Raw genomic sequence first — 26,050 nt, forward strand, 5'->3', positions numbered from 1 at the left:
ACTCCTAGGTTAAAAGCGGAAGCACCTTGGTTAGCGGCGTATGGACTGGACTGAGCTGGCGGAGATAAAGAAAACACGAAGAGCGGAGCGATTCGATGTTGCCTTATCGTACAGAAGTGAGGGAAGTCTCACTAGACGCTAGGTGCTGGAGCTGGATAGCACTCCATATCGTTTATGTTCTGATATTTGATTAAGATTAAAAAAGTGTAAGAACGGGATGAACATGATCGGTGAGATCCCGGAAGGCGTAGCCTGAGGAAGCTCACCACATGCCCACGGAAAGCGAGCCGTTCCCTGGAGCCACTTCTCCATCCAATTTCTCGAAACTGAGTCTTCAACTAAACGGCCCTATAGCTTAATAAGTATTTTATGAAAAATCAGCCATAACGTTTATTGGAAAGAAATAAAAAACCAACAGCCCCTCGCATGCAAGGGGCTGTTGGTCGATTCTTATCTATATAATCCGTGCAGACTTATAATATTGGGGAAAGCAGCCTCGCAATAGCCTCCTTGAAGCGAATCCATTTGGAGCGCGATTGATATAACTTACTCGTAAGCTCGGTAGATTCGGTTAAATCTTCATGAAAACGATCGCTTAAAGCCTTGGCAATATTCGGATGGTAAACAAAAGCATTCGCTTCAAAGTTCAAACGGAAACTTCGCACATCAATATTAGCGGTACCGACAGAAGCAATATTACCATCCACTACAATAGTTTTAGCGTGTAAAAAGCCTTTTTGATAAATATAGATTTTTGCGCCTGCATTCAGCATGTCCCCTATATTAGAAAATGTAGCCCAATAAACAAAAGGATGATCTGGCTTATTTGGGATCATAATTCGAACATCCACACCTGAAAGCACCGCTATTCTAAGGGCATCGAGAAGACTGTCATCTGGTATGAAATAAGGGGTCTGGACGTACACATACTCTTTTGCGGACAAAATCATTTTAATGTATCCGTGTTTAATCTGTTCCCATTCCGAGTCAGGTCCGCTGGAAACGATCTGAACTCCCGTGCTTCCCTTTGGTTCCGCCTGATAATATCGATCTTCGTAAACAATGTCTTTTCTTGAAGCCTGGTTCCAGTCAAGAATAAATCTGGTCTGCATGTTACTGACCGCATTCCCTTCGACCCTCAAATGGGTGTCTCTCCAGTAACCGAACCTTTTGTTAAAACCTAAATATTCATCCCCGATATTAAATCCGCCAATATAACCTATTTTCCCGTCTATTATGGCTAATTTACGATGATTACGGTAATTTATTTTCAGGTTCACTTTTGGAATAAAAGAAGGAAAAAAAGATTCTACTTCAACCCCGGCATCCCTTAGTCTTTTTACGAACTTCCTTTTAAGTAATCTAGAGCCCATGTCATCATACAGAAGCTTCACTTCTACATTCTCTTGAGCTTTTCGTATCAATACGTCGGCCAGGCGGGTACCCAGTTTATCATCCCTCACAATATAATAAAGCAAGTGAATATGGTCTTGAGCACTTTCAATATCCTGAATCAGAGCATGGAACTTTTTTTGTCCATCCGTAAATACTTCTACTTCATTATTATCTGAATAAAGAGCATCATTATTTTTTAAATGTAAGTAAATAAGATCTTCATATGGAACAATATCCGGATGGTTGATTTCTAAACGGCCTTCTTTTATAGCTTGCAGCTGATCCTGTACAGCGGCTAACAACCCCAAACGGCTCTTCTTATCCCATGTAAATATTTCTTTATTACTTAAGCGTCTTCCAAAAATTAAATAAAATATAAATCCTGCTATAGGTAAAAACAAAAGCACCATCAACCAGGCCCATGTGGCACTTGCATCCCTGCGCTCTAAAAAGATGATGGCTAAAGCCAAGAGGACGTTTAAACCTAATATAATACTTAAAATATATGGGATAATATTCACTTGGTTCACCACCTTTTTTCGTCAAAAACCATTGCTCATCAACTATATCATATTTGGATTTATTCACTATACGAAAAAGAGATATGCTGATCACACTCTAAGCATACCTCTTTTCCTTGTATATCCACATTAATTTTTCATTAAAATGCCCGCTTGCCATAGAGCCTCTTCAGCTTCATCTAGTGCTTCCCTGCTGTCTGCTGAGATCGTGTGGGTATGAATGCCATCGGTCAATTCCAACAGAAATGAGGCATTTGTAGATTGGACCTCGTCAATAAATTTCTTAACATCACGCCGATTTGAAATTCTAAGCTGGGCAGTTAAATCTCCGTAGATGGGATGCTCTACTACGACTTCGTATACATGCACTCCATGATCTACAAGAATATTAAGCTCCTCTTCCGTTTGCTCTGCGTTATGCTGACATACAATGGTCCTTTGATAAGCCAGACTTTCCTTGTTATCGGTCATATACATATAGCCCTGACTCGTAGCTACTATGGGTTCATTCCTTGCTTTAAGTAAAGAAACGTCCCCTACAATGACTTGCCTTGTAACGTTCATCTCTTCTGCAAGAGAACTACCAGTAATGGGCTCTTTTGTCTGCTTCAATAAGGATAAAATATGCTCTCTTCTCTCACTTGCTTTCATTTTCTTAGAGGATGGGCTCATATAGACGGCTCCTTCATGCAATCTTCGTTTTCTTATTGTAGCATAAGTTAAACTTTCACTGGTAGAGCTTCAAAATTATGAAAATGTAAAGCCGCTCAGCTTCCATTGCTCAATGGAAAAGCTGCTTTCTCCAAGTGAAGTGAAGAGAATATCTTCTTCTTCAGGCTGAGGAAATATCCTTGAAGTGAAAACTTCCTCTCCATTATTCACAAAGATTTCAAGGGCAGACTGATCAATAAATAAATGTAGATTTCTTAGTCCTTGTGGAAGCTCTACTCTGCGGAATTCCGTCTTTTCCCTATTTTCCAGATGCGGTCTGGATAAGGTAAGGATTCCATCTTTATAACTAATAGCAGCATACTGAAATAATTCAACAGCAAATTGATCTTCAATCTGTTCAAATTCGAGATTCAGTTCTGTTGCTCTTCCTCCAATACCTCGCACGGCTTTTTGATCATTTTCAATCGTAATAGAAGCATGGATAAGAGCCGGTCCTCTCATCTCCTTCAGCTCATTAACTGGTTTCTGGATAATTTGCTCCCCATTCCAGGTCAGTTCCCTCGGCAGTGTTAAACAATGAACCCACTGCTTCTCTACAGTAGGGTGTGCTTGTTCATACTGGTCAGGGACACCCATCCAGCCAATAAGAATTCGGCGGCCCTGCTCATCCAAAGTTGTCTGGGGAGCATAGAATTCAAAACCACGGTCCAGTTCATGGAAAGAACCATGTTCAAGCTTAGGCTTTTCATAATTAAGTTTCCCAGCGAAGTATCCACTTTGATACGTATTGGCGTAGTTCATTCCTTCCTCTTCTAAGCCTTGAGGAGAAACCATTAATATATCCTGATCTCCGAGCTCAAAAATGTCGGGGCATTCCCACATAAAACCGAATTCATCAAGGTTGTTTTCCAAACTTCCTGTAACAGGGCCGAGGTGTTTCCAGTCGTATAAATTTTCTGATTGAAATAAGACAGCTTTTCCTTGGAGGTCTTTACTTTGAGCTCCAATTACCATGTACCAGTGCTCTCCATTTTTCCACACTTTAGGATCTCTAAAATGAGCTGTGTACCCTTCTGGAAGTTCAGCAATTACTCCCTGCTTTTCAAAGTTTACACCATCATCTGACACGGCAAGACATTGATAAGCCTCACGATTTCCTTCTTCATCCTTTACATTCCCTGTATAGAATAAATAGAGCCGATCATTGTGAGAAACTGCACTGCCTGAATAGACACCATTTTTGTCATACCAGTCAGAAGGAGTTAAAGCTATATCTTCATGTACCCAGTTAACAAAGTCTTTCGAAGTGTAATGTCCCCAAAATTTCGCTCCATGGCCTGTATCAAAAGGCATCCACTGATAAAATAAATGATACGTCCCCTTCCATTGAACAAACCCGTTTGGATCATTCAGAAGCCCAACCGGCGGCATGTGATGGAAGAGCAGACGGTATGGATCAGACTCTACCTCTTCTTTATACTTATCTATTTCTGCTGCTGCTGCCTGGCGCAGTTCCTGATCTCTTTCAGCCATCAAAAAATCCTCCTAATTCAAATAATCCTCAACTTCTTTTTTTGTAGGTAAAGCGGTCATTGCTCCTTTTGTTGAAGCAGCCAAAGCTCCTGATACGCTTGCAAAACGAGTGATGTCTTCCAATTCTTTTAACGACAGCTGTTCAACCGTACCATGCTCACTCAGTTGGTACAGCAATCCAGAAACAAAGGCATCTCCAGCTCCTGTCGTATCTACTGATTCGACTTTCATAGCAGGGACCTGAGTATGACCTTCCGCTATATAAACGTGACTTCCCAGCGCTCCAAGTGTTACGTAAAGGACAGGAATATCATACTTTTGTAATTTTTCCACACCCATTTCAATATCAGATTCCCCAGTTAGAAACTCCAGTTCTTCTTCTGATATTTTAACGAGGTCTGCTTCACCCATCATGGATAGAATGGTTTCTCTTGCTTTTTCTTCTGAACTCCATAACCCCAGTCGCAGATTGGGATCATAAGAAACCATCAATCCTTTTTCTCTCGCCTTCTTTACCGCAGTTTTGGTTGCTGTTTTAGAAGGTTCATCTATCATGGAGATCGAACCAAAGTGAAGCACATTGTGGTTCTCAAATATTGCTTCATCTACTTCCGACTCTTCAAGAAAACGATCAGCGCTCGGATTGATATAAAAATCAAAGCTGCGTTCGCCTGACTGGTCCAGTGTAACAAAAACGACGCCCGTACGCGTATCTTGTGTTAAATACATATATTCTGTACTGACCCCGTAATCATTCAGGGTCTTTTTCAGGAACTTACCGAGTACATCATCTCCTACTTTACCTAGAAATGAAGATCTAGCTCCTAAACGGGCTAGTCCAACGGCTACGTTTGCTGGAGCTCCTCCGGGACTCTTTTGAAAGTTAATATTTTCATTATCTAGTGGTATGAAGTCGATTAAAGCTTCTCCAAGAGTAATAACACCTTTATTCAATATAAGCACGCCCTTTCTGTATATAAAAAAGACCAGGTTCTTCCATTCACTCCCCTGATCCAATCTTTTAATTATTATACCTTCAATTCTGCCTTTCTTTCCATTCTCTCATTAATAAATTCAAGTATATACATAAAAAAACCTAAAGCAAAGTGCTTTAGGTTTTAGTCGATGTTCTTATTTTGTTTGAAGAGTTGCTATTTTTGTTTCTCCTGCACTTGCCGTGTCAGAATAAGAAGGATCAAAGCTCTCAACAGCATCATCAAAGTTCGTAATAATTACGGGTGTGATAGAACTTTTGGCTTTCTCCTCTACAAGTTGAGGGTCGAATGTGATGAGGTGATCTCCAGCATTCACTTTGTCACCAGTTTTTACATGACCTTCGAAGCCTTCACCTTCCATACTAACGGTTTCCAGTCCAATATGAACTAACACTTCCACACCTGATTTCGTTTTAATTCCAACGGCGTGGTTGGTAGGGAAGATTTGTACGATCTCCCCACTAATTGGGCTGACTACTTTTCCATCTGTAGGCTGAATCGCAACACCATCACCCATCATGCGCTGACTGAATACAGGATCATCTACTTCGTCCAATGAAACAACTTTTCCGTTCAATGGAGCAACTAATTCTTCCTCTACACTTTTTTTACCAAATAAATTCTTTAACAATATCTTCACCCTTCCTTTACCGAATAAAAATACTTTCTCATTATACAATTGGTAGTCTACTATTGAAAGTGAAGCTAATTGTATTTTTCCCTAGATTACTATCAATAAACTCATCATTGAACTTTCATCAAAAAAAAGCTTTTAAAACTTTAATATAATAAGCGAATTAATAAACTAAAGGGCTGGATTGTGGAAGACTCGATTTCGAGATGATTGATTATGCTGAAGGTCCTGCGGGGGACGATTCGCTTTCCGGCCCTGCACGACGCAGGGTCGTTCGACGTTGCCACACGACGTGGCGATCTTAGTCGAACATCCCATGTGCTGAGCCTCCTCGAGCAAGCTCTCCGGGGTCTCACCGATCATGTTTATCCCACAGGAGTCTTCATCGTCCCCCTCCGGACCTTGCCAAATCAGAAGCTCGAAACCCCTCCAAACACCACCTGCGTGATGAGGAATTAGACCATGTGGTTCTGTACCTATTTCAGGATATAACGATCCGCAATAGCCTGTCATAAAAGCATTTAATACAGATTAAGGAAGAGAATCTTTCTCTTCTGGAAGGGTACGTTTTTATTAATCATGTTGGGTTGGTGGGGAGATGGCGAGACTCCCATAGGAGAAGGGACTAGGTGAGATCCCGCAGGAAGTGAAACGAGCGAGGAAGCTCATGGTAAAAAGGAGGATCGACTAAAGTCGCCACATCCTGTGGCAACGTCGATCGACCCTACGTCGTGTAGGGCCATAGGAAAGTGTCCAAATGTGGAATCACCCCGATAGACACGAACAGCATAAGCCGAGCATCAAAAGGACGGTGGTCTTTCCGTCCGTTGATGAACGGCTTATGTCTCGAGTGTCTGGGTGATGGAACAAGACGAGTTATTTCCCCACCAACCCTTATCCACCTAAGGTAACGGACCCATTTATCTCGAAATCAATTCTTCAACTAACGGGAGCTTAGCTGGAAGATTAACTGGGGATTTGAAACAAAAAAAGAAACGGAGTATTACGTCCGCTTCTTTTTTCCTGCTCCTGCATTCAGGGCCTGTTCTAAGTCCTCCCAAATGTCGTCTACTGATTCAAGACCTACAGATAATCGAATGAGATTATCTCCAATCCCCATCTTCTTCCTTTCTTCTTCGGGAACCACAGCGTGTGTCATCGATGCAGGGTGTTGAATAAGGGTTTCTGCATCTCCGAGGCTTACCGCGATCTTAATCAATTTTAACTGATCCATGACCTGGTGTGCTTCTTCTTTTCCACCTTCAATATCAAAAGCAAGCACCCCTCCTCCATCCGACATTTGCCCCTTCAGATTAGGACTTTCAATATCTGGATAATAAACTTCATTCACTAAAGGATGATGCTTTAAATATTTAGCTATCTTTCCCGCGCTTGAACTATGCCGATCTAAACGAATATGAAGGGTTTTTAAGCCTCTGATCAAAAGCCAGGCATCAAATGGAGAAAGTACCCCTCCTATATCCTTCTGTTCATTCATTGCTAATTCATCCATAAAGTCTTTTTTTCCTACAACAAGTCCGGCAATCACGTCTCCGTGACCCCCTATATATTTTGTAGCGCTGTGAATAACGATATCGCAGCCTAACTCCAGCGGCCGCTGCAAGTAAGGTGTGCAAAAAGTGTTATCCACTACTACAGGAATATTATATTCTCCAGCAACTTTAGCAACCATCCGTAAATCAATGACTTTCATCGTTGGATTAATAGGAGTCTCTATAAATAGGCATGCAGTAGAGTCAGTAATTCTATCTCTCAGCTCCTCTTCTGTCTCCATTAAGCTGAAATCATGCTGAATATTATATTTTTCTTTGAGTGTCGTCAGTAAACCATATGTGCATCCATATAGACCATTGGAACATAAGATATGGTCATTGGCTTTCGTTAAGGCAATAAGAACGGCAGAAACAGCTGCCATTCCAGACGCAAAAGCCAATCCCTTTTCTCCTCCCTCAAGCACTGCCATTCTCTCTTCCAAAGCTTTCACAGTAGGATTTCCTAGTCTCGTGTAGATATAACCCTCTTCTTCTCCTGAAAAGCGGCGCTCCCCCTCAGAAGCGTTCTGAAATGAAAAAGTGGATGTTTGAAATATAGGCATGGATAAGCTTCTTAAGAACTCATCGGAATGCTTGCCTCCATGAATCATAGAGGTCTCCATACGTTTCTCTTTTCTATTCACTTTTACTCCCCCTATTTCTTCAACTTATACCCCTCAAATTTGTAAGCGTTTTCAATTAATTCTAACAAAAAGGAAGGTGTTTCGCCCTCCTCCTTAATTACCATATTTCCATTTATCCAGATGGGTGTTCATTTTATTACTTTGTCACTTTCATTGTCAGAAAAGTGTTCCTGATACAATCGATCTGCCCAGGCGATAGCCTGTCCGTATATCTCAAATATTTCACTAAAGTCAATCCCTAATTCCTCCAGAGAACGGTCAAGAATCTCAAACTCAGCCGTTTCCATGGCTATCGCTATATCTAGAATCCTTCTATATAAATTCCGCTCTCCGTTCAAAGCATCTTTTATTTCTACATCAAGCGGCAGGGATTGAATAGCTTCTGAAGTGGTCTGCTTCGTTCCTACATCTACAAGTGACATAAACCCCGTTAAGAAACATCCATCTGATAAGGTGCCACAGCGCAGCTTAATGGCGACCTGCTCACACATCTTAGCTCTAAGTAAGCTCGTTTTAACCAAAAATTGAGAAGCGGTGGAAGCTGCCCTTTCCGTTTGCTCAATAGAAAGCACATACATCCACTTTTTTAATGCGTCGGCCCCTAGAAGCATTACTGCCTGTTTAATGGACTGGATGGGAACATGGGAGTGTTGATGATTGGAGGAATTGATCAGCCGTAATAATTTATAAGTTAGAGCCAGATCCTGCTCTAAGATATCAACCACTTTTTCTACATCTACTTCTCTGCCTGACACAGATAGTTCCTCAATAATTTGAAAATATGTCGCTGTAAAAAAAGGAATATCTATTCCTGAAACGACAACCGGCTTGCTATAATAATACCCTTGAAAGAGCTTGAAACCCTCCAGGACACAAGCCTGATGTTCTTCTCTCGTCTCTACTTTTTCAGCTAGCAGGGTAAGATCATAGGCTTTAGCTAAATGGATGATGTCTGCACGAAGTTTTGCTGGCACCACTCGTATATCCACCTTAATAATATCTATGTAATGAAGCAGATGCGGATTTGAGAGCTGCTCCAGGGAAATGACGTCATCCAGAGCAATCGTGTACCCTTTTTCTTTTAAATCACGGCATTCTCCAATAAGGTCCTCTGAAAAGCAAACATCTTCCAGGATCTCTACAATTAACTGACCAGGGTTAAAATGCTTTGGTATCTGGTCTAAAAGTAATTTTTCCGTAAAATTAATAAAACAAGGTTTATTTTGGGAAAGTCGATCCAGCCCTATCGTTAGGAAGCTGTTCACTAACACCTCTGTCGTTGCTCGACTGGCATCGATCGCAGTGAACTGATTCACGTGACTGTCACGGTATAAAAGTTCATAAGCATACACTTCTTCGTTCAAATTCAAGATTGGCTGCCGCGCCACGAAAACTTCCATCTGCTTTCTTCCCTTCTTCAACACTTGAGAACACTAGGTTATGTATACTACACCTCTTCATCCACTGTCATAACGGTATGGGAAAAAATACATGAAATACGACAAGAAGGAAACACTGAAATCAAAGACTTCTTCAGGAGGGAAACCATGGATAAACAACAATGGACAAAGCCCCAGCCAATGTGGCTGGAAGATACATCACTGCCTTCGTTTAATGAATTAAAAGAAGATACGTCTGCAGATGTCGCTGTTATTGGGGGAGGCATCACTGGAATTACAACCGCTTATTTATTAGCTAAACAAGGGAAGCAAGTTATATTACTCGATTCTGATCACTTGTTAAATGGAACAACAGGTCACACCACAGCTAAAGTAACCGCTCAGCATGGGTTGATATATTATGAATTAATGAAGCATTTCGGCACTGAGGATGCCTCTCTCTACTATCAAGCTCAGATGAGCGCGTTTTCCTTAATTGAAGAATTGATTCAAAAATATGATATCTCCTGTGATTGGAAAAAGGAAGACGCGCTGTTATATGCCACTACCAATAAAGGAGCGCTTAAGCTTGATCAGGAATATGAAGCTTATAGAAAAATTGGTATTGAAGGATCCCTTAATGAGTCGCTTCCTTTTGATGTTGAAGCCAAAAAAGCACTTGTTATGCATAATCAGGCGCGCTTTCATCCTCTAAAATACTTATCCGCTTTAATAGAAGAGTTTACCAAGCTGGGGGGAGAAATCTACGAAAACACAAAAGCCATCGATCTTAAAGAAGGTGCCAAGCTTGAAATTCATACGGGTTCAGGGGCAACCGTTACCTGTGATAAAGCAGTATCCTGCAGTCACTTCCCATTCTATGACGGGAAAGGATTTTATTTCAGCCGAATGTACGCAGAACGTTCTTACCTCATGGCTATCGAACCCGAACGTGAAATACCTGATGGCATGTACCTTTCAGTTGATGAACCAAAACGCACGATTCGTACAGCTGAATACAACGGCAAACCCATTTTGCTTGTAGGAGGAGAAAGCCATAAAACAGGAATGGGAGTAAATACATCCTTTCACTATAACGCGATTGAAGAATTTGCTGCTCAGACCTTTGGAATTAAGAAGAAATTATTCCAATGGTCCGCCCAGGATTTGACGACGCTTGATAAGGTTCCTTATATCGGACCAATCACCCGGAGGAACGATCGTGTGTTTATAGCTACTGGGTTTAGAAAATGGGGCATGACGAATGGGACTCTTGCCGCTCAGCTTATTTCTCAATCTGTTGCAGGAGAGGATTCGCTTTTTCACTCTCTGTTCAAACCATCCCGGTTTAAAACAGATCCTAGTATGAAACAATTTCTCTCCCAGAATTTTGATGTCGCTGTTCATTTGGTAGAAGGGAAACTTGAGCTTGTCGCAGACCGTCCTCAAAATTTGAAAAAAGGTGAAGGATTAGTCGTTCAATGGAAAGGCGAACGAGCGGGAGCTTTTAAAGATGAAGAAGATCAAATTCACCTTTTGGATACCACCTGCACACATATGGGATGCGAAGTGGAATGGAATGATGCAGAACGCACTTGGGACTGTCCGTGCCACGGTTCAAGGTTCTCGTTTGATGGTACAGTTGTGGAAGGCCCGGCTGACCAGCCGCTTATGAAAATCGCTTTTCCTTACCCTGAACAGCAGCAAATCACATCTGATGAGATAAATGCAGAAGAAGAACAACCGGATCAAATATAACGTCAAAGCGCTGCCTGATAAGAGGCAGCGCTTTTCTATTTTTTCATCATAAAGGGTGATATACTATACGAGTTGGAAAAGTTTATCAATTTCGCCTGTAATACTCACAGAGAGGATCTATTATGTATGATCAGCGATCAAAAATTAGGAATTATCTATACAGCAGGAGCTTACATTCTATGGGGGTTCCTCCCCATCTACTGGAAACTGATTCAACAGATTCCAGCCTTTGAGATTCTCGCCCACAGGATTGTATGGTCTTTCGTTTTCATGGCATTTCTAGTCATAGTCATAAATAAACGGAAGCCCTTTATGAAAGAGCTTCGTGCCATCGTAAATAATAAACTCCGTTTGATTGGTATAACACTCGCTTCCATAACCATCAGCATAAACTGGGTCACCTACATATGGGCAGTAAATACCGATCATGTTGTTGAAGCCAGTCTCGGTTATTATATTAATCCGCTTGTCAGCATTCTTCTCGGAATGATTGTATTAAAAGAGACCTTTTCCAGAGCTCAATGGCTTGCTTTCTTTCTTGCGGGATGCGGTGTATTGTTTATGACCATTAACTTTGGTTCCGTGCCCTGGATTGCACTACTGCTTGCCTTCAGCTTCGGTTCTTATGGGTTACTGAAAAAGTTGGTTCCCCTTAACGCTATGTATGGATTAACCATTGAAACGCTTATTGTGTCACCTGTTGCACTTATCTATCTCTTAAACCAGCAAAGCGGTCACTGGATGCAGGTGGACTGGCTTTCTCTTACTACAGTGCTTGTATTCGGAGCTGGAATTGTCACCGCAATCCCTCTGTTACTGTTCTCAGCAGGAGCAAAACGGATTCCGCTTTCCATGGTTGGTTTTCTGCAGTATTTTGCCCCGACCATCATGCTGATCATTGGGGTTTTCCTATACAATGAACCATTTACACACATCCACGCCATCTCATTTACTCTAATATGGGCCGGTCTTGCTGTTTATACCGTGACTCGCGTGAAGCGTCTAAGAAAATATGAAGCAAAAGCGAGTTAATTAAAGGCTTTGGTGAACTACCCACCACTTAATTTCTAACGAAATTTGAAGTGGGGGCTTCTCGGGTCGTAGTTGCTTCTAGTAGCCAACCAAATTTGCCGAGCTAACCCCATTGTCCCAACGGTTTATATTATGGAAATTAGGATTACTGATGCTCCGAAAGGAGCCTTTTTCCTTCTACTTTTATGTTAATAGCCGCGTTCACATCGCGGTCTTGAATGTGGCCACAAGCGCATTTGTAAGTTCGTATGCTCATTGTTAGTTGTTTATCAATACTACCGCATTTGGAGCACGTTTTAGAGGATGGGAACCATTTGCCGACCTTGACAAGCTTCTTTCCAAGCTCTTCGAGCTTGTAAGAAAGAAATGAGGAGAACATTCCCCATCCGTTATCGTGCACGCTTTTGCCGAATTTAAGAGCCTTAGACATATCTTTCATGTTAAGGTCTTCAATAGCTATGGCATCAAAGTTATCAGCTAAATCACGGCTCCACTTGTGGCAGAAATCTTTGCGTTGGTTTGCTACTTTTTCATGTAGCTTCGCTACTTTATTTTTCTGCTTGAACCAACGGTTCGAGCCTTTCTTTCTGCGTGATAACACGCGCTGCTCTTTGGCTAGTCTATCCTCTGATTGACGGTAGAAACGAGGGTACTTGGCTCTCGTGCCTTCGTTTGCTACAAACAATTCCTTCATAGAATAATCTAGACCAATAATATTTTCTGGTTGAACCTCTTTAGGTTCAACTTCGTATTCAGTAAGAATAGAAACATAAATTTTACCTGTCGCAGACATTGAAACCGTGACCGATTTCAACTTGCTTCCTTCGGGTATTTGTCTATGTTGTTTCAACTTCACCCATTTGAGTTTCGGTAATTTGATATAGCCATCCTGGACCATAATATTTCCGTTAACCACATTTGTCGTATAGCTCTTACGAGCTTTACGGCTTTTGTGTTTTGGGAATTTATTTTGACCAGTAAAAAAAGCCTTATAAGCTTTATCCAGGTTCATTTGAGTGTTGGCCAAAGCAAGACTATCCACTTCTTTCAAAAAAGGATATTCTTTTTTGTATTTCGCTGGCGTTGGAAACTTCATTTTCTTCAGTTCGCTTTGGTCATTTTTGTAATCTTCATAAGCTAAAATGCGGTCATCCAGCATTTTGTTGAATATAAAGCGGGCAGAACCGAAGGTTCTTTTAATTAAGTTTAGTTGCTCAAAATTTGGTTCTGTTTTGAATTTGAAAGCTTTGTTCTTTTTGACCATATCAAATTACCCCCTCTCAACAGAATGTTTGTTCGTAATTCAATAGTACCAAAAAATTCTTTGAAAGTCTTTTATTATCAAAAGAAAAACAAAAAAAGAAGCAATTCATCCCCCACCTAAAATGCTAACGCATTTTTGAGGAAGGGGACTTCTTGCTAATTTCGTTAAATTTTATAATTAATTTTTCATAAGAGACTTATTACACAATAGGGCCGAATAGTTGAAGACTCAGTTTCGAGATATTGATTTGTAGTTAAGGTCCTGCGGGGGATGATTCGCTTTCCGGGGTCTCACCGATCATGTCTATCCCATTCTTACACTTTTTTAGTCTTACTTGGAAATCAGAACATAAACGACAACGAGAGCTATCCAGCTCCAGCACCTAGCGTCTAGTGAGACTTCCCTCACTTCTGTACGATAAGTCAACATCGAATCGCTACGCTCTTCGTGTTTCCTTTATCTCCACCAGCTCAGTCCAGTCCATACGCCGCTGACCAAGGTGCTTCCGCTTTTAACCTAGGAGTCTTCATCCTCCCCTCCGGACCTTGCTGAAATGAGAGGCTCGAAACATTGGCAAAAATAACTTGGATTGGAAATTTAAAAATCGTGCCATGAGTCCTGTTTTCTCGAGGTATTGTTAGAAAAGGCCTGGTACCACTGGATAAAAAAAAGGATCAAGTCCAACACCTGTACTTCTAAAGAAGGGCCCGTTCCCCCATAGGAAAGTGTTCAAATGTGGAATCACCCCGAAAGACACGACCAGCATAAGCCGAGCATCAAAAGGATGGTGGTTTTTCCGTCCGTTGATGAACGGCTTATGCTGGTCGTGTCTGGGTGATGGAACAAGACGAGTTATTTCCCCACCAGCCCTCTTCGACATAGAGTAATGGACCCAATTTATCTCGAAACTGAGTCTTCAAGTAATGGGAGATTAACCTTAAAATCAACTCGGAAGTTTAACAGATCCAATCATAAAAAAGACGGTACCTCAAATTTGCAGGTGCCGTCTTTTTTATGATTATTCACATGGCTTACCAGCTGAAATAAGCAGCTGCATCTTTCCCGGATAAGTAAGCACTCTCCAAGCGGGTACGCTTGGCTTCATCATTTTCTCTAAGAAATGCATCTCCCGCAGCTACTAATGTGCCTTCACCAGATAGATCTAAAAAGGAAGATTGAACAACATTTTTCGCCTGAGCGTAACGCCAGCGTTTCAACTGTTCGGACTCGAGGTCTTTCCAATCTAAGTAAGAAGCCGCCTTTTCTTTAATTAAAGAAAGTACATAGTCTTCCCCGTAGTATTTCCTGGACCAGTCTGATTTCATATAGATACTGACTGTGGTTTCCTTTGAAATCCCTTTTTTCTCGTGGTCCACCATTCGTTCCATTCCTTCTGGAAGATCAGTATCCACATGACCGTCTTCAGGAAGATTTGTAGGATGATTAAACTTATAAATTCCTACATAAGTTGGTTCAAACACAACTTTCTTCAACTGATTATAAACAGATGAATCCACACGTACTTCACTGTCTTTTAACAGCTCTATTATTTGAGGAACAGGCATAGTCAACAATACTTTTTCTGACTGCCACTCGTTCCCATTCTCATCGTATAAGCGAAACCCACTTGTATTCTGGACGATTCGGGTCACCGTGGTATGTAGTGACGTTGGAATGCCTTTAGCCAGGTGTTTTGCCAGGCTGTTCATACCGTCTACAGCTGTATAACGAGGGTACTCATCACCAAACCATCGCTTAATTCGTCCTTGGTCAAGCCATCCTTCAACCTCTTCTTCAAATTCCTTCGTTCTTACCGTGAAAAATTGAGCCCCATGGTCGGCTTTACCGCCGGCTACTCGTCTTGTTGCGAGACGCCCCCCGACACTCTTGCTTTTATCGACTAACAGGAGATCTTTTCTTCCTTGCTTTAAAAATCGATTGGCAGCTGTGATCCCGGAGAAGCCCGCGCCCACAATCGTAATCTCATAATTATTCATTCTTCCACCTCCATGTCTATTATAATTAATTTTCCACAAATATAGATATAGAACACATCCGAAAATATATTTGGAGATGTTCTTATTCTAACAGAAAATGTTTAAGCTACTTTAACCTTTTTACTTTTGCTGACCCCACCCAGCTGTTTACAAACTATTGGTATAATTAAAGTTATGCCTTCACTAAAATCCCAAATAGAAACCCTTGGGTTCCTGTAGAGACTGAATACTAGATTTTATCCCCATTCCACTGCCTTCAAACAGCTAATGAATCTCTATAGCTGCAACCTTAATAAACCCAAGCTGTTTCAGCTCTTCTAAAATGGTATCATTTCTTTCTACCACCATAAATTCCTGCATTTCATCGAATAAGTGTAGATCGGATGAAAAAACAGATGAACCTATATTTCCAACAATTTTAACACTTTGTTCAGCCATCGCTTTTTCATCCAACTCTGTGCGCACTTCTTCTTTACGCTTCATCCTCTCTTTCTTGACTCGGAGACTTTTGAGAAGAAATACGTTAGAATATAGTCGGGATACAGAAGAGTTTGCAGTCGAATCTAATACCTGTACCGCTGTTCCTTCAATCCGACATCCGGACAGCCTATAGTTATGATTAGGCATTAACCAGGTTTCGATTTTTATGTTCAAACCTTAATATAGACCAGCTATCGTTGGCGACTGGTCATTGGTCCTACGAGAAATTCTTTTTAATCAAAGAATTCAACGTAGATTTCACTGGCCTTGTCTAAATCGCCTAAGGTGCAAGTCATCATTTCCAGACGAAACTACTCAAATTCCTATACAGTTAAACCCCCACAAACAGCCAAGGAGCAGTGAAAATGGATCAGAAATCAATTCACATCATTGAACACTCAATAAAGTTATTTGCAAAAAAAGGTTTTAGCTCCACTTCCGTTCAGGAAATAGCTAATGAATGCGGCATTTCAAAAGGTGCTTTTTATTTACACTTCAAATCAAAAGATGCTCTTTTACTGGAAATATTTAATTATTACTTCCAAAATATACAGAAAAAGACGGACGCTATCCAGTCCCTTGATTTAGAACCAAGAGCTAAGTTTATGAAACAAATGACCGTCACATTTCAGGAAATTGCCGAACATAGAGAGTTTATTATTATGCAGATCAGAGAGCAGGCAATCCCTTTTAATGACAACATAGAAGCTTTCCTCACTCAAATGCGCTTCAATTCATACTTGTTTTACAAAAGGCATCTTCTTTCCATTTACGGTAAAGAAATCGATTCAGCTATCTGGGAAGTAAGCCTTCTGCTTCAAGGTATATTTAAAGCATTTTTAGATTTAATTATTATTGAGAATGTCCAAATGGACGTAGAAGAGCTATCTCACGCCATGCTAAGGCGAATGGATTTTATTGTGGACGGGTTTAAACATAGCGGGGATGAGCCGATCATTACTGAAGAACTTATGAGCGGTCTTATTCCTAAAGAATTTTTTCATCATGAACTAGATGAAATTATCGATACCCTGGTTCAATTAAGAGAGTCATCAGATGGAGACATTGAAGTAACCATTTCCGTTCTACTGGATGAAATACAGAAAATGGAGCCACGACCGGCTATCCTAAAAGGAATGTTAGCTAATTTAGAAGGACTGCAACCCTACCAGGGAATTGCTGGACAAATCCGAACGTTTTTTCAACTATAGCTTCTTCCCGTATAAGAAGACGCCTTCCTGATAGAAGGCGTCTTTATTTAATGACTTTCAAATGCTTCGGCTTCTATCACTTCATCCAGAACAGGATAAACAGACTCTACACCATCTTCCGCAACGGAGCAAGCTACACCGAGCGGAGTTTTCCAAAAGGATTCCGGAATATAAGGATTTTTAAGTCCTGCCGGTTGAAATAGAGCGCGGTAAATTCGCGACAGATGTTGACTGGTTTCTTGAGGTTCCCTTTCTCTTTCACCACGAGCTAATAGAAAAACATAGCGCATGGACTGAAACAAATTGTCGCCAGGCATAAATGTATATTCCTTAAAAAATTTTAACTGTTTCAGAGATTCCTCTTTTAAACCCGACTTAACAGCAAGATCATCCAAGTGTTCATGCAGATGGTTATAAACCTGCTGAAAGATCCGTCGCTTCTCATCCTGCATCACTTTGTCCGTGTAAATCTCCTGCAACTTTTCATAAGCCTTATCTTTTGTCCAGCTCACGGCTGCATCACCTCATATTATTAATTATTCCTCTCTTCTTTCCTTCTCAAATCCAAATTGCACAGCTTCGAGTTCAATCGATTGATGTAAGAGTGGAATATCATCAGAGTCTTCCTTTAAATGGTCAGCGATTTTAGGAACCAGCTTATTCCATACCATTGGATTTGCGGCCATAGCTTGAAACAAGGCCATTTCATTACTCGTCCAGCTCCGTAAGCTTTGAATGTAATTCAGAGTTAACTGGAACCCGGGAAGCAGCTGGGCATCTCTCTTTTCCTGAAAAATTCTCATGACTTCTTCCCAGCTTTCACCTTCTTCATAAAGCTCAATAGACTCTGCTAAAAGAAAAGCCTGCATAAATGCATCGTTAATGCCAAGGCCTGTACTAGGATCTTTACTGTGGCCGGCATCCCCAAGGAGCGCCCACCCCTTACCGTAGGCCTGTCTAAAGAAATTCGGCATGCCGGAGGTGCCTATGATTTTCCCTTGTAAAGAAGCTCCTGCTAAGCGCCTTTCCATTCCATAAAGCTGTTTGTACATGGATTCAAAGTGTGCCTGCGGATCCTTCATCATTGTTTTAAATTCATCTGGATGCACTTCCAGACCAAGACAATCTCTTCCCTGCTCCATTGGAAACAGAAAGCCAATTCTTCCTTCGTGTAGAAATATCTCTGTGACAGGTTCGGCAAGTGGCTCTACCCCTTCATAATACCCGTAAAGAACAGGCCGCAGCGCTCCCTGATTGTGATACTTCTCTGCAGCTGCCCATTTTGCGACATTGGAGTATTTACCATCCGCACCTACCACTAAATCTCCATAATAAGAAGAACTTCCAAGTTTATGATCCACAGAGACTCCGACCACCTTATCACCTTCCCATAGAAGATTGCGAACAGTGGTGGATGGTTGAAAGGAAACACCCTCATATCTTTCCGCTTCTTCTAGAAGAATGTGATCTAAATGATCGCGTTTAGGAATAATCGTGTAAGAGGATCTGGGTCCTTCGACAAAACTTTGCCCAATGTATGTACGCATCCGGTTAATTTGTCGTAAACCTTTCGATTCCACTTTATCCAGTACACCGAGCTTCTTTAAATAATCTACATGCGACATGTGATGAGTGGAAAGCGTATCGCTGGGAAATGAGTTTTTATCCAGGATTAACACGGTTTTCCCAAGCTTACCTAGTTGGATGGCCAGGCTTGAACCGGCCACTCTTGCCCCTACAATGATAACATCAAATCGATCGTTCATTATTTCAACTCACCTTTAATTAGTCATTTATTTCATCGTAACGGATACTCACTCAAAAACTCTAGTTTCAGCTTTTGAGAAGATCCTATTCTCTAGTAAAAGTAGAGGGTGAGAGGGGAAAATGAAATAAGACAGCGCTTATTTCATTAATCTGTACACATCCTATTAAGGCAGCTCATTCCCAGTTGCAGTATAGAGTTCATACCATTCTTGTCTGGTTAACTCTATATCAGAGGCCTTTGCTATGTTTCTCATACGCTCTGTGTTCATCGTGCCTACTACAGGCTGAATATTAGCCGGATGGCGAAGAATCCACGCAATAGCGATGGCTGAATCTGTGACTCCATACTTTTCTGCCAGCTCTTTCAGCTTCGCATTGACTTGTGGGAATTCCTTATTCCCAACAAATGGACCTTCAATCATCCCGTGTTGAAACGGAGACCAGGCCTGAATGGATATGTCATGTAAACGACAGTACTCTATGATACTTCCATCACGCATAATAGCTGGATCGTTTTGCATATTCACATTGAACCCAGCATCAATCATAGGTGTATGTACGACACTTAACTGCATCTGATTCACAATTAAATCTTCCTTCAAATACTTTTTCAATAGTTCGATCTGCATCGGATTTTGATTACTCACCCCAAAATAGCGTACTTTCCCACTTTCTTTTAACACAGCGAAGGCTTCAGCCACTTCTTCTGGCTCAAACAAAGCATCCGGGCGGTGCAGTAATAAACTGTCTACATAATCTGTTTTCAGCCGTTTCAGACTGCCTTCCACAGATTCAAGAATGTGATCTTTGGAAAAATCAAAATATCCATCACGAATGCCGCATTTTGTCTGCAGCTTCATTTTTTCACGAACATCATCATTCATGTCGATCGCTTCTGCAAAAACAGACTCGGATTCTCCTGCTCCGTAAATATCTGCGTGGTCGAATAAATCGACTCCTGTATCCATCGCATTTTCAATCACATATCGGGCATCTTTCTTTTCAAGTTTATTAATCCTCATACAGCCTAAAGAAATTTCCCCAACTTCTAATTCACTTTTACCAAGCTTAAGCTTTTTCAAACTCCCACCTCTTCCTCATTGAATGGTTTCATCCTAACATTATATTGAAAATAAAGTAATTGAAAACGCTTGTATATAAGAACCTTAAATCCCCATCATCCAATAAAAACCCCGCTCTAAAAATTTAGAGCGGGGTTTCATCTTCATCGTTTAGCTTTTTTCTTCAATAGGTTCATCAAATAAGTCCGTAAATTTAGCCACATTTTCGTAGCTGAATTCAAACGCCATTCTTACCTCGCCAAAGCCAGGCTGAAAGAAGTAGCCTTGCACTTCATAACTGCTTTTATTCTCTCTGACTTTAGTAAGATGAAAATAGCGCTGGATATATTGAGCCATTTCTTCCAGTTTTTTGTTTCGCACCTTTATCCACTGTTCTTTCAGTTCATCTGTGGGAAAGTCCGATTCCTTTAACACTTGATCACTCCTCTACGGAAATCAAAGCTCTGAAACTGTATATAATCATTATCATATAAGAGCTTACAGATATTTTCAACTGCTATTCAAGAATAAAATTTTGATATACCACGCATTCCTTTCTTATATTTAACACAAATAAAAATGACGGGCAAACTGGATAAGCAGGGAACGGCTATTTTATTCATAGGATACCGGGCATAAATCTTCTCACCAGTTCTTATATCGGGAGCTGCATGTTGGTCATCCGGAAGTTCCCTGTACTTTAGAAAGAAAAGGACGATCGTTGTGCCAGCGTACTTCTACGTCCAATCCAAAAAAGGAGGAAAGCTGCTGACTGGTAATTATTTTAGTTGTGTCTCCTGCGTTGAAGACTTCTCCTTCTTTAAGCAGTAAAGTTTTGTGGAAAACCGGAAGAATTTCTTCTACATGATGAGTCACATAAATCATGGTGGGAGCACCTGGTTTTTTTGCAATCTCTTCGATGGATTCTAGTAACTTTTCGCGTGCAATAAAATCCAGGCCGTTAGTGGGTTCATCTAGAATTAAGAGAGAAGGATCCGCCATTAATGCTCGTGCAATTAAAACCCGCTGTTTTTCCCCGCTTGAAAGAGTTTCATAGTTTCGATTAGCATAGTCAATACATCCTAGGTCTTCAAGCAGTGAAATAGCTTTCTGTCTCATGGGGTCCGTAGGGGTTTCGTAAAGTCCTATGGAAGCAAACGCTCCGCTCAGCACCACTTCAAAAGCATTATCTTCCTGGTGAATCTTCTGCTGAATGGCTGAAGATACAAAACCAATCTGTTTACGCAGTCGTTCTGCAAGATAAGTCTTCCCAAATTGCATACCTAATACATTAACTTCGCCCTTTGTTGCAAAGGTGTACGCATTTAGTAAATTAAGGATAAACGTTTTCCCAGAACCGTTCAGCCCCAAAAGGACCCAGTGCTGACCTTCTTCAATTTGCCAATTAATATTTTTTAGAATCCATCTGTCTCCGCGTCTTAAAGATACGTTTTCCATCTCCAGCACCATAGATGTGACTCCCTTCTATCCGACTACTATTTATATGAATTTATGTACGCATAATACCCTGGCAGGAATTAAATTTCTTTCCTTTTTAACAAAGTCGTTACTCCTTGTTCTGACTGACCTTTTACATAGAGAGACGATTTTCCCAATGGGAAATTTGTAATCATAATTATTTCAAAATTCTTTAAAATTAACAAGTCATACCCATACACCAGAATCCCCGATAAGACTCGCCCTCTTCACACATCCTTCACTGATCTAATAAATTTAGTTGACGATTTATAATAAAGAGGTTATTGAGCTATAGGGCAGTTATCTGTAAAACTCAGGTTCGAGATATTTTGTAGAGAAAGGGTCTCCAGGGAACGGCTCGCTTTCCGCGGCCCTGCACGACGCAGGGTCGTTCGACGTTGCCACAGGACGTGGCGGTCTTAGTCGAACATCCCTTGTGGTGAGCTTCCTCAGGCTTCGCCCTCCGGGATCTCACCGATCATGTTTATCCCGCAGGAGTCTTCGCCGTTCCCTTACGCCCCTTTGCGATCATGGAGAGCTCGAAATTCTATGAATAAACACCTTCCAATGAACAAGGATAATCTATAATCTACCCTGATTGTTTACGTGTAGGAACTCTGTTATAGAAGCATTTGAGGCAGATGCAATATGGTTCCTGTCTCCTATAGCAGGGTCCGTTTACTAGATATCGTTTGGGCGGCGAAGGAAACGACGAGACTCCCAGGTTAAAAGCGGAAGCACCTTGGTCAGCGTCGTATGGACTGGACTGAGCTGGCGGAGATAAAGAAAACACGAAGAGCGGAGCGATTCGATGTTGCCTTATCGTACAGAAGTGAGGGAAGTCTCACTAGACGCTAGGTGCTGGAGCTGGATAGCACTCCACGCCGTTTAGGCATTGGTTTATGATACACCTATCCTGAGTGTAAGAACGGGAGAAGGAGCTAGGAGAGACCCCACAGGGAGTGAAGCGACCGAGGAGGCTTGCCAGTTCCCCCGTAGGAAAGTGTTCAAATGTGGAATCACCCCGAAAGACACGACCAGCATAAGCCGACCATCAAAAGGATTGTGGTTTTTCAATCCGTTGATGAGCGGCTTATGTCTCGAGTGTCTGGGTGATGGAACAAGACGAGTTGTTTTCCGTAGCCGCCCTCATCCTTTTTCGGCAACGGACCCGAGTTGTCTCGAAACTGAGTCTTACAGAAACGGGAGCTTATCTTTAAGAATGTTACACGGGAATTTAAAAGAGCCACTCATAAAAAAAGACCCCCTCTTTAGGGAGTCTTCTTAATTAATAACTTCTTTCTTCTTCAACTTCGTGATTCTGATCTAAAATATAGAGTCTGCTTGGTTTGTTATCTTGAGCCATTTCTTCAGCTTTTGCTACTGCCGTATCACGCTCATCATACAAATCCGTAGGGGCAACATCTTCTATTTTGATCAACCAGCCTGTTACGTCTTTATTAGGTGCTACTGTGTATTCCTTCATGTCTATTCACTCCTTTTGCTGTACTTGCTAAACCATTCCCACCCCACTGTGATCTCAAACGTATTTGGTTTTTGCACAAATAGTTTGACAATTAAGCATAAAACAATTTATAATTCCATACAAGTTAATAAATAGCTGAATATTAAAAACTCTTATCGAGAGTGGCAGAGGGACTAGGCCCTGTGACGCCCGGCAACCTTCAAGTAGATACTTGAAAAGGTGCTAATTCCTACAGATCTATGGATCTGGAAGATAAGTGGAGGAACTGATTGCTACGCCCTCTTCTTACTTAAGAAGGGGGCTTTTTAATTTTAGAATTAATGAATGATAAATTTAGGGAGGATTATTAATGACATTACCTTTTCACAAATTTGGACCTGAAACTTTATTACTGCATGGAGGTCAGCAGCCCGACCCGACTACTGGATCACGTGCTGTTCCGATTTATCAGACCACTTCTTACGTTTTTAATGACACTGACCATGCCCAGAACTTATTTTCATTAGCAGAGCCTGGAAACATTTACACGCGTATTATGAACCCAACTGTCGACGTATTAGAGCAGCGCATTGCTTTACTGGAAGATGGTGCTGCGGCTGTAGCTACCGCTTCAGGCATGTCTGCCATAACGATGGCCATTTTGAATATTGCCAGCGCTGGAGATGAAATTGTAGCCTCTTCCCATTTATATGGGGGGACCTATAACTTGTTCGTACACACTCTTCCTAAATATGGAATTACTGTTCATTTTATTGAAGGAACCAGCCCAGAAGATTTCCAAAAAGCGGTTACCCCTAAAACGAAAGCTATTTTTGCTGAAACGATCGGTAACCCGAGCTTAAATGTGCTGGATATTGAAGCGGTTGCTGATGTAGCTCATGAACATCACATTCCTCTTATCATCGATAACACGTTTGCTACTCCTTACATTTGCAAGCCAATCAGCTGGGGAGCGGATATTGTCATTCACTCGGCTACAAAATGGATTGGCGGGCACGGAACGACAATCGGCGGGCTCGTGGTAGACAGTGGGCGCTTCGACTGGAATCATGAAAAATTCCCAGGATTCACGGAACCTGATGAAAGTTACCACGGCGTCCGCTTTGGTCTTGATGTAGGTCCGGCCGGATTCGCTGTTAAGTTAAGAGTGCAGCTGCTCCGTGACACGGGCGCCTGCTTAAGTCCTCATAACGCATTCTTGCTGCTTCAAGGTCTTGAGACCCTTCATTTAAGAATCACTAAACACTCTGATCAGGCTCTTGAAATTGCTGAATACCTGCAGTCTCATGAAGGCGTTGAATGGGTGAATTTCCCCGGACTCTCTGAGCACCCAACGCATCCGCTTACTAAGAAATACTTCAGTTATGGATATGGATCGATCGTCGTATTCGGCATTAAAGGTGGGCGTGAAGCAGGGAAAAAATTGATTGATCAAGCGAACCTCTGGTCTCACGTAGCCAATGTTGGAGATGCGAAATCACTAATTATTCACCCTGCTTCTACCACGCACCAGCAGTTAAGTGATGAGAATCTCGAAAAATCCGGGGTAACGGAAGAATTAGTACGTTTGTCTGTAGGGCTTGAATCAATAGAAGATCTAATAGCTGAGCTGGATGCAGGCCTTAAAGAAGCCACCGGTTTTTCAAAACCTTATCATCACGCTAAAACCCTTGTAGAAGAAACACTGACGTCATCGTTGGATCGTTCAAATAATGAACTGCGTCAGAGAGTTATCGCCATTACGGGAACTGCTTCCAACGATGAACTTTCAAGCGAAGCGAAGAAGCTTTCACGTTTAGGTTTTCAGGTTGTGGAAACGGAAAACCTTGAAGACCTTAAGGCTTCCTCCCTGCCTGTGGTTGATGTTCTTTATGCAAAAGAGATCGATCAAGAGTTGATCCATTCAGCTCAAGAGATTAATCCTGGCTTGTTATGGTCAAGAGAATCGGTACCAGAAGATCAGGATAATCTCGTTAAAGGACTCAGTCTTTATGAATCTATAATAGCATTACGTTCCGGGCAGTCTTACACGGAAACACCACTCTCTGTCTAAACTGGAAAGGAGGCATGAACATGTCTGTAAAAAATCCCACCAGCTATCAGTCTCAGAATAAAACTATCTCAATTGGTTCTTTTACATTTGAATCTGGCGATCAATTGCCAAATGTGGAACTGGCTTATGAACGATTCGGACCACCTGGTGCTCCAACTATCTTAATTTGCCATGCGTTAACAGGAAACCAGTATGCGGTCGGTTCTGAGGAACAGCCTGGCTGGTGGGCCGGATTGATTGGCAGAGGACTACCCATTGATACCTCTCAGTTTCAGGTTATAACATTTAATGTATTAGGTGGATGCCACGGGTCTACTGGTCCAGCCAGTTTAGACCCGCAAACTGGTGAACCATACCGATTAAGCTTTCCGCCGGTAACCGTTCGTGACATCGTCCATTCACAGCGGAAGGCTTTACGTGAACTTGGGATCAATCGTCTCCATGCTGTCGCTGGTGGATCTCTAGGGGGCATGCAAGCCTATGAATGGGGACTGCTCTACCCGACTTTTATGAAACAGCTCTTTATTCTTGCTGCGACTCCTTATTTAAGTGACTATGGAATTGCTTTTAATCACATCGGAGCACGTGCCATTAAGGATGACCCCTCATTTAACCATGGAAACTACCCTTCGAACCAACACCTCAAAGGATTCGAAATTGCAAGAATGGCGGGGATGATCACTTACCGGAGCCAAACCCTTTTCCAAAAGCGGTTTGATCGGAATCAAAAAGAAGATGCATCCTATGATATTCAGTCCTATCTAGACTATCAAGGCGATAAAATTAAAGATCGCTTTGATGCTAACAGTTATCTATATTTACTGGAAGCCATGAATCACCATGATATTGGACGGGGACGAGGCGGCTGGAAGCAGGCGTCTCAGCATTATGAAGCGGAAGTATACACACTAAGTTTCGAACACGATCTGCTTTACCCATTTGATTTTATTAAAAGTTTCAGCGACCATGTCCCAGGGAGTGAACACTTTCACTCCGATACCGACTATGGACATGATGGATTTTTAGTTGAGTTCAATGGCTGGGCTTCCTGGATTGGAAATAAAATTAACTGAGCTTGATTCAATATACGAAATAAAGCAGCATGGCGATAGGATACGCCCAGGCTGCTTTATTTT

General features: G+C 41.6%; 21 protein-coding genes and 1 riboswitch. Of the genes, 5 read left to right on the plus strand and 16 right to left on the minus strand.

Annotation, left to right across the window (positions count from 1 at the left end):
- Positions 1 to 473: 473 nt before the first annotated feature.
- From cls to HBHAL_RS18330, 7 genes are all read right to left on the minus strand, one after another.
- Positions 474 to 1,916, minus strand: coding sequence for a cardiolipin synthase (cls, locus tag HBHAL_RS18300; RefSeq protein ID WP_014645002.1), 1,443 nt, complete (start codon positions 1,914 to 1,916; stop codon positions 474 to 476).
- 129 nt (positions 1,917 to 2,045) lie between these two features.
- Positions 2,046 to 2,588 (minus strand): transcription repressor NadR, encoded by a 543-nt coding sequence (locus HBHAL_RS18305; protein ID WP_014645003.1) that lies wholly within the window; start codon positions 2,586 to 2,588, stop codon positions 2,046 to 2,048.
- Between the two features lie 75 nt (positions 2,589 to 2,663).
- Positions 2,664 to 4,121: a glycoside hydrolase family 32 protein gene (locus tag HBHAL_RS18310; RefSeq protein ID WP_014645004.1), complete on the minus strand. Its 1,458-nt coding sequence runs from the start codon at positions 4,119 to 4,121 to the stop codon at positions 2,664 to 2,666.
- 12 nt (positions 4,122 to 4,133) lie between these two features.
- A complete protein-coding gene (locus HBHAL_RS18315; protein WP_014645005.1) occupies positions 4,134 to 5,075 on the minus strand; it encodes an aminoimidazole riboside kinase in 942 nt (313 codons plus the stop codon).
- Positions 5,076 to 5,252: 177 nt separating this feature from the next.
- Entirely contained in the window at positions 5,253 to 5,747 is a 495-nt protein-coding gene (locus HBHAL_RS18320) for a PTS sugar transporter subunit IIA (RefSeq protein WP_014645006.1), read from the minus strand.
- Positions 5,748 to 6,753: 1,006 nt separating this feature from the next.
- Entirely contained in the window at positions 6,754 to 7,947 is a 1,194-nt protein-coding gene (gene megL, locus HBHAL_RS18325; protein ID WP_014645007.1) for a methionine gamma-lyase, read from the minus strand.
- Between the two features lie 128 nt (positions 7,948 to 8,075).
- Positions 8,076 to 9,368: an EAL and HDOD domain-containing protein gene (locus HBHAL_RS18330; protein ID WP_231853966.1), complete on the minus strand. Its 1,293-nt coding sequence runs from the start codon at positions 9,366 to 9,368 to the stop codon at positions 8,076 to 8,078.
- A gap of 126 nt (positions 9,369 to 9,494) precedes the next feature.
- Here HBHAL_RS18330 and HBHAL_RS18335 point away from each other — a divergent pair, with 126 nt between their 5' ends.
- Together HBHAL_RS18335 and rarD are read left to right on the plus strand one after the other, a co-directional pair.
- Complete coding sequence (locus tag HBHAL_RS18335) at positions 9,495 to 11,084, plus strand: FAD-dependent oxidoreductase (protein ID WP_014645010.1); 1,590 nt, start codon at positions 9,495 to 9,497, stop codon at positions 11,082 to 11,084.
- Between the two features lie 126 nt (positions 11,085 to 11,210).
- Positions 11,211 to 12,116 carry an EamA family transporter RarD gene (rarD, locus tag HBHAL_RS18340; RefSeq protein WP_014645011.1) on the plus strand — a complete coding sequence of 302 codons (906 nt, stop codon included), beginning with the start codon at positions 11,211 to 11,213 and terminating at the stop codon, positions 12,114 to 12,116.
- 145 nt (positions 12,117 to 12,261) lie between these two features.
- Here the strand turns inward: rarD and HBHAL_RS18345 are convergent, their stop codons facing one another.
- The 3 genes from HBHAL_RS18345 to HBHAL_RS18355 all read right to left on the minus strand — a co-directional run bounded on the left by HBHAL_RS18345 (position 12,262) and on the right by HBHAL_RS18355 (position 15,860).
- On the minus strand, positions 12,262 to 13,380 hold the full coding sequence (locus HBHAL_RS18345; RefSeq protein WP_014645012.1) for an RNA-guided endonuclease InsQ/TnpB family protein: 1,119 nt from the start codon (positions 13,378 to 13,380) through the stop codon (positions 12,262 to 12,264).
- Positions 13,381 to 14,411: 1,031 nt separating this feature from the next.
- Positions 14,412 to 15,377 (minus strand): NAD(P)/FAD-dependent oxidoreductase, encoded by a 966-nt coding sequence (locus tag HBHAL_RS18350; protein WP_014645013.1) that lies wholly within the window; start codon positions 15,375 to 15,377, stop codon positions 14,412 to 14,414.
- A gap of 264 nt (positions 15,378 to 15,641) precedes the next feature.
- Entirely contained in the window at positions 15,642 to 15,860 is a 219-nt protein-coding gene (locus HBHAL_RS18355; protein ID WP_041601454.1) for a hypothetical protein, read from the minus strand.
- 362 nt (positions 15,861 to 16,222) lie between these two features.
- Between HBHAL_RS18355 and HBHAL_RS18360 the strand changes: the two genes are divergently transcribed.
- Positions 16,223 to 17,068, plus strand: coding sequence for a TetR/AcrR family transcriptional regulator (locus HBHAL_RS18360; RefSeq protein WP_014645015.1), 846 nt, complete (start codon positions 16,223 to 16,225; stop codon positions 17,066 to 17,068).
- A 47-nt stretch (positions 17,069 to 17,115) separates the two neighbouring features.
- Here the strand turns inward: HBHAL_RS18360 and HBHAL_RS18365 are convergent, their stop codons facing one another.
- From HBHAL_RS18365 to HBHAL_RS18390, 6 genes are all read right to left on the minus strand, one after another.
- Complete coding sequence (locus HBHAL_RS18365; RefSeq protein ID WP_014645016.1) at positions 17,116 to 17,580, minus strand: hypothetical protein; 465 nt, start codon at positions 17,578 to 17,580, stop codon at positions 17,116 to 17,118.
- Positions 17,581 to 17,604: 24 nt separating this feature from the next.
- Complete coding sequence (locus HBHAL_RS18370; RefSeq protein WP_014645017.1) at positions 17,605 to 18,834, minus strand: NAD(P)/FAD-dependent oxidoreductase; 1,230 nt, start codon at positions 18,832 to 18,834, stop codon at positions 17,605 to 17,607.
- A gap of 165 nt (positions 18,835 to 18,999) precedes the next feature.
- Positions 19,000 to 19,917 (minus strand): aldo/keto reductase, encoded by a 918-nt coding sequence (locus HBHAL_RS18375; RefSeq protein WP_014645018.1) that lies wholly within the window; start codon positions 19,915 to 19,917, stop codon positions 19,000 to 19,002.
- A 150-nt stretch (positions 19,918 to 20,067) separates the two neighbouring features.
- Positions 20,068 to 20,331, minus strand: a complete 264-nt coding sequence (locus HBHAL_RS18380) for a hypothetical protein (RefSeq protein ID WP_014645019.1) — start codon at positions 20,329 to 20,331, stop codon at positions 20,068 to 20,070.
- Between the two features lie 243 nt (positions 20,332 to 20,574).
- Entirely contained in the window at positions 20,575 to 21,366 is a 792-nt protein-coding gene (locus tag HBHAL_RS18385; protein ID WP_014645020.1) for an ABC transporter ATP-binding protein, read from the minus strand.
- 1,297 nt (positions 21,367 to 22,663) lie between these two features.
- Positions 22,664 to 22,861 (minus strand): DUF2188 domain-containing protein, encoded by a 198-nt coding sequence (locus tag HBHAL_RS18390; RefSeq protein ID WP_014645022.1) that lies wholly within the window; start codon positions 22,859 to 22,861, stop codon positions 22,664 to 22,666.
- 149 nt (positions 22,862 to 23,010) lie between these two features.
- A riboswitch (SAM riboswitch) is annotated at positions 23,011 to 23,120 on the plus strand.
- A 90-nt stretch (positions 23,121 to 23,210) separates the two neighbouring features.
- On the opposite strand from HBHAL_RS18390, the gene HBHAL_RS18395 reads away from it, so the two are divergent.
- Together HBHAL_RS18395 and metX are read left to right on the plus strand one after the other, a co-directional pair.
- Positions 23,211 to 24,914 carry an O-acetylhomoserine aminocarboxypropyltransferase/cysteine synthase family protein gene (locus HBHAL_RS18395; RefSeq protein ID WP_014645023.1) on the plus strand — a complete coding sequence of 568 codons (1,704 nt, stop codon included), beginning with the start codon at positions 23,211 to 23,213 and terminating at the stop codon, positions 24,912 to 24,914.
- 20 nt (positions 24,915 to 24,934) lie between these two features.
- Positions 24,935 to 25,987 (plus strand): homoserine O-acetyltransferase MetX, encoded by a 1,053-nt coding sequence (metX, locus tag HBHAL_RS18400; RefSeq protein ID WP_014645024.1) that lies wholly within the window; start codon positions 24,935 to 24,937, stop codon positions 25,985 to 25,987.
- Positions 25,988 to 26,050 lie beyond the last annotated feature (63 nt).

It is taken from the genome of Halobacillus halophilus DSM 2266, from assembly GCF_000284515.1.
GTDB lineage: Bacteria > Bacillota > Bacilli > Bacillales > Halobacillaceae > Halobacillus > Halobacillus halophilus.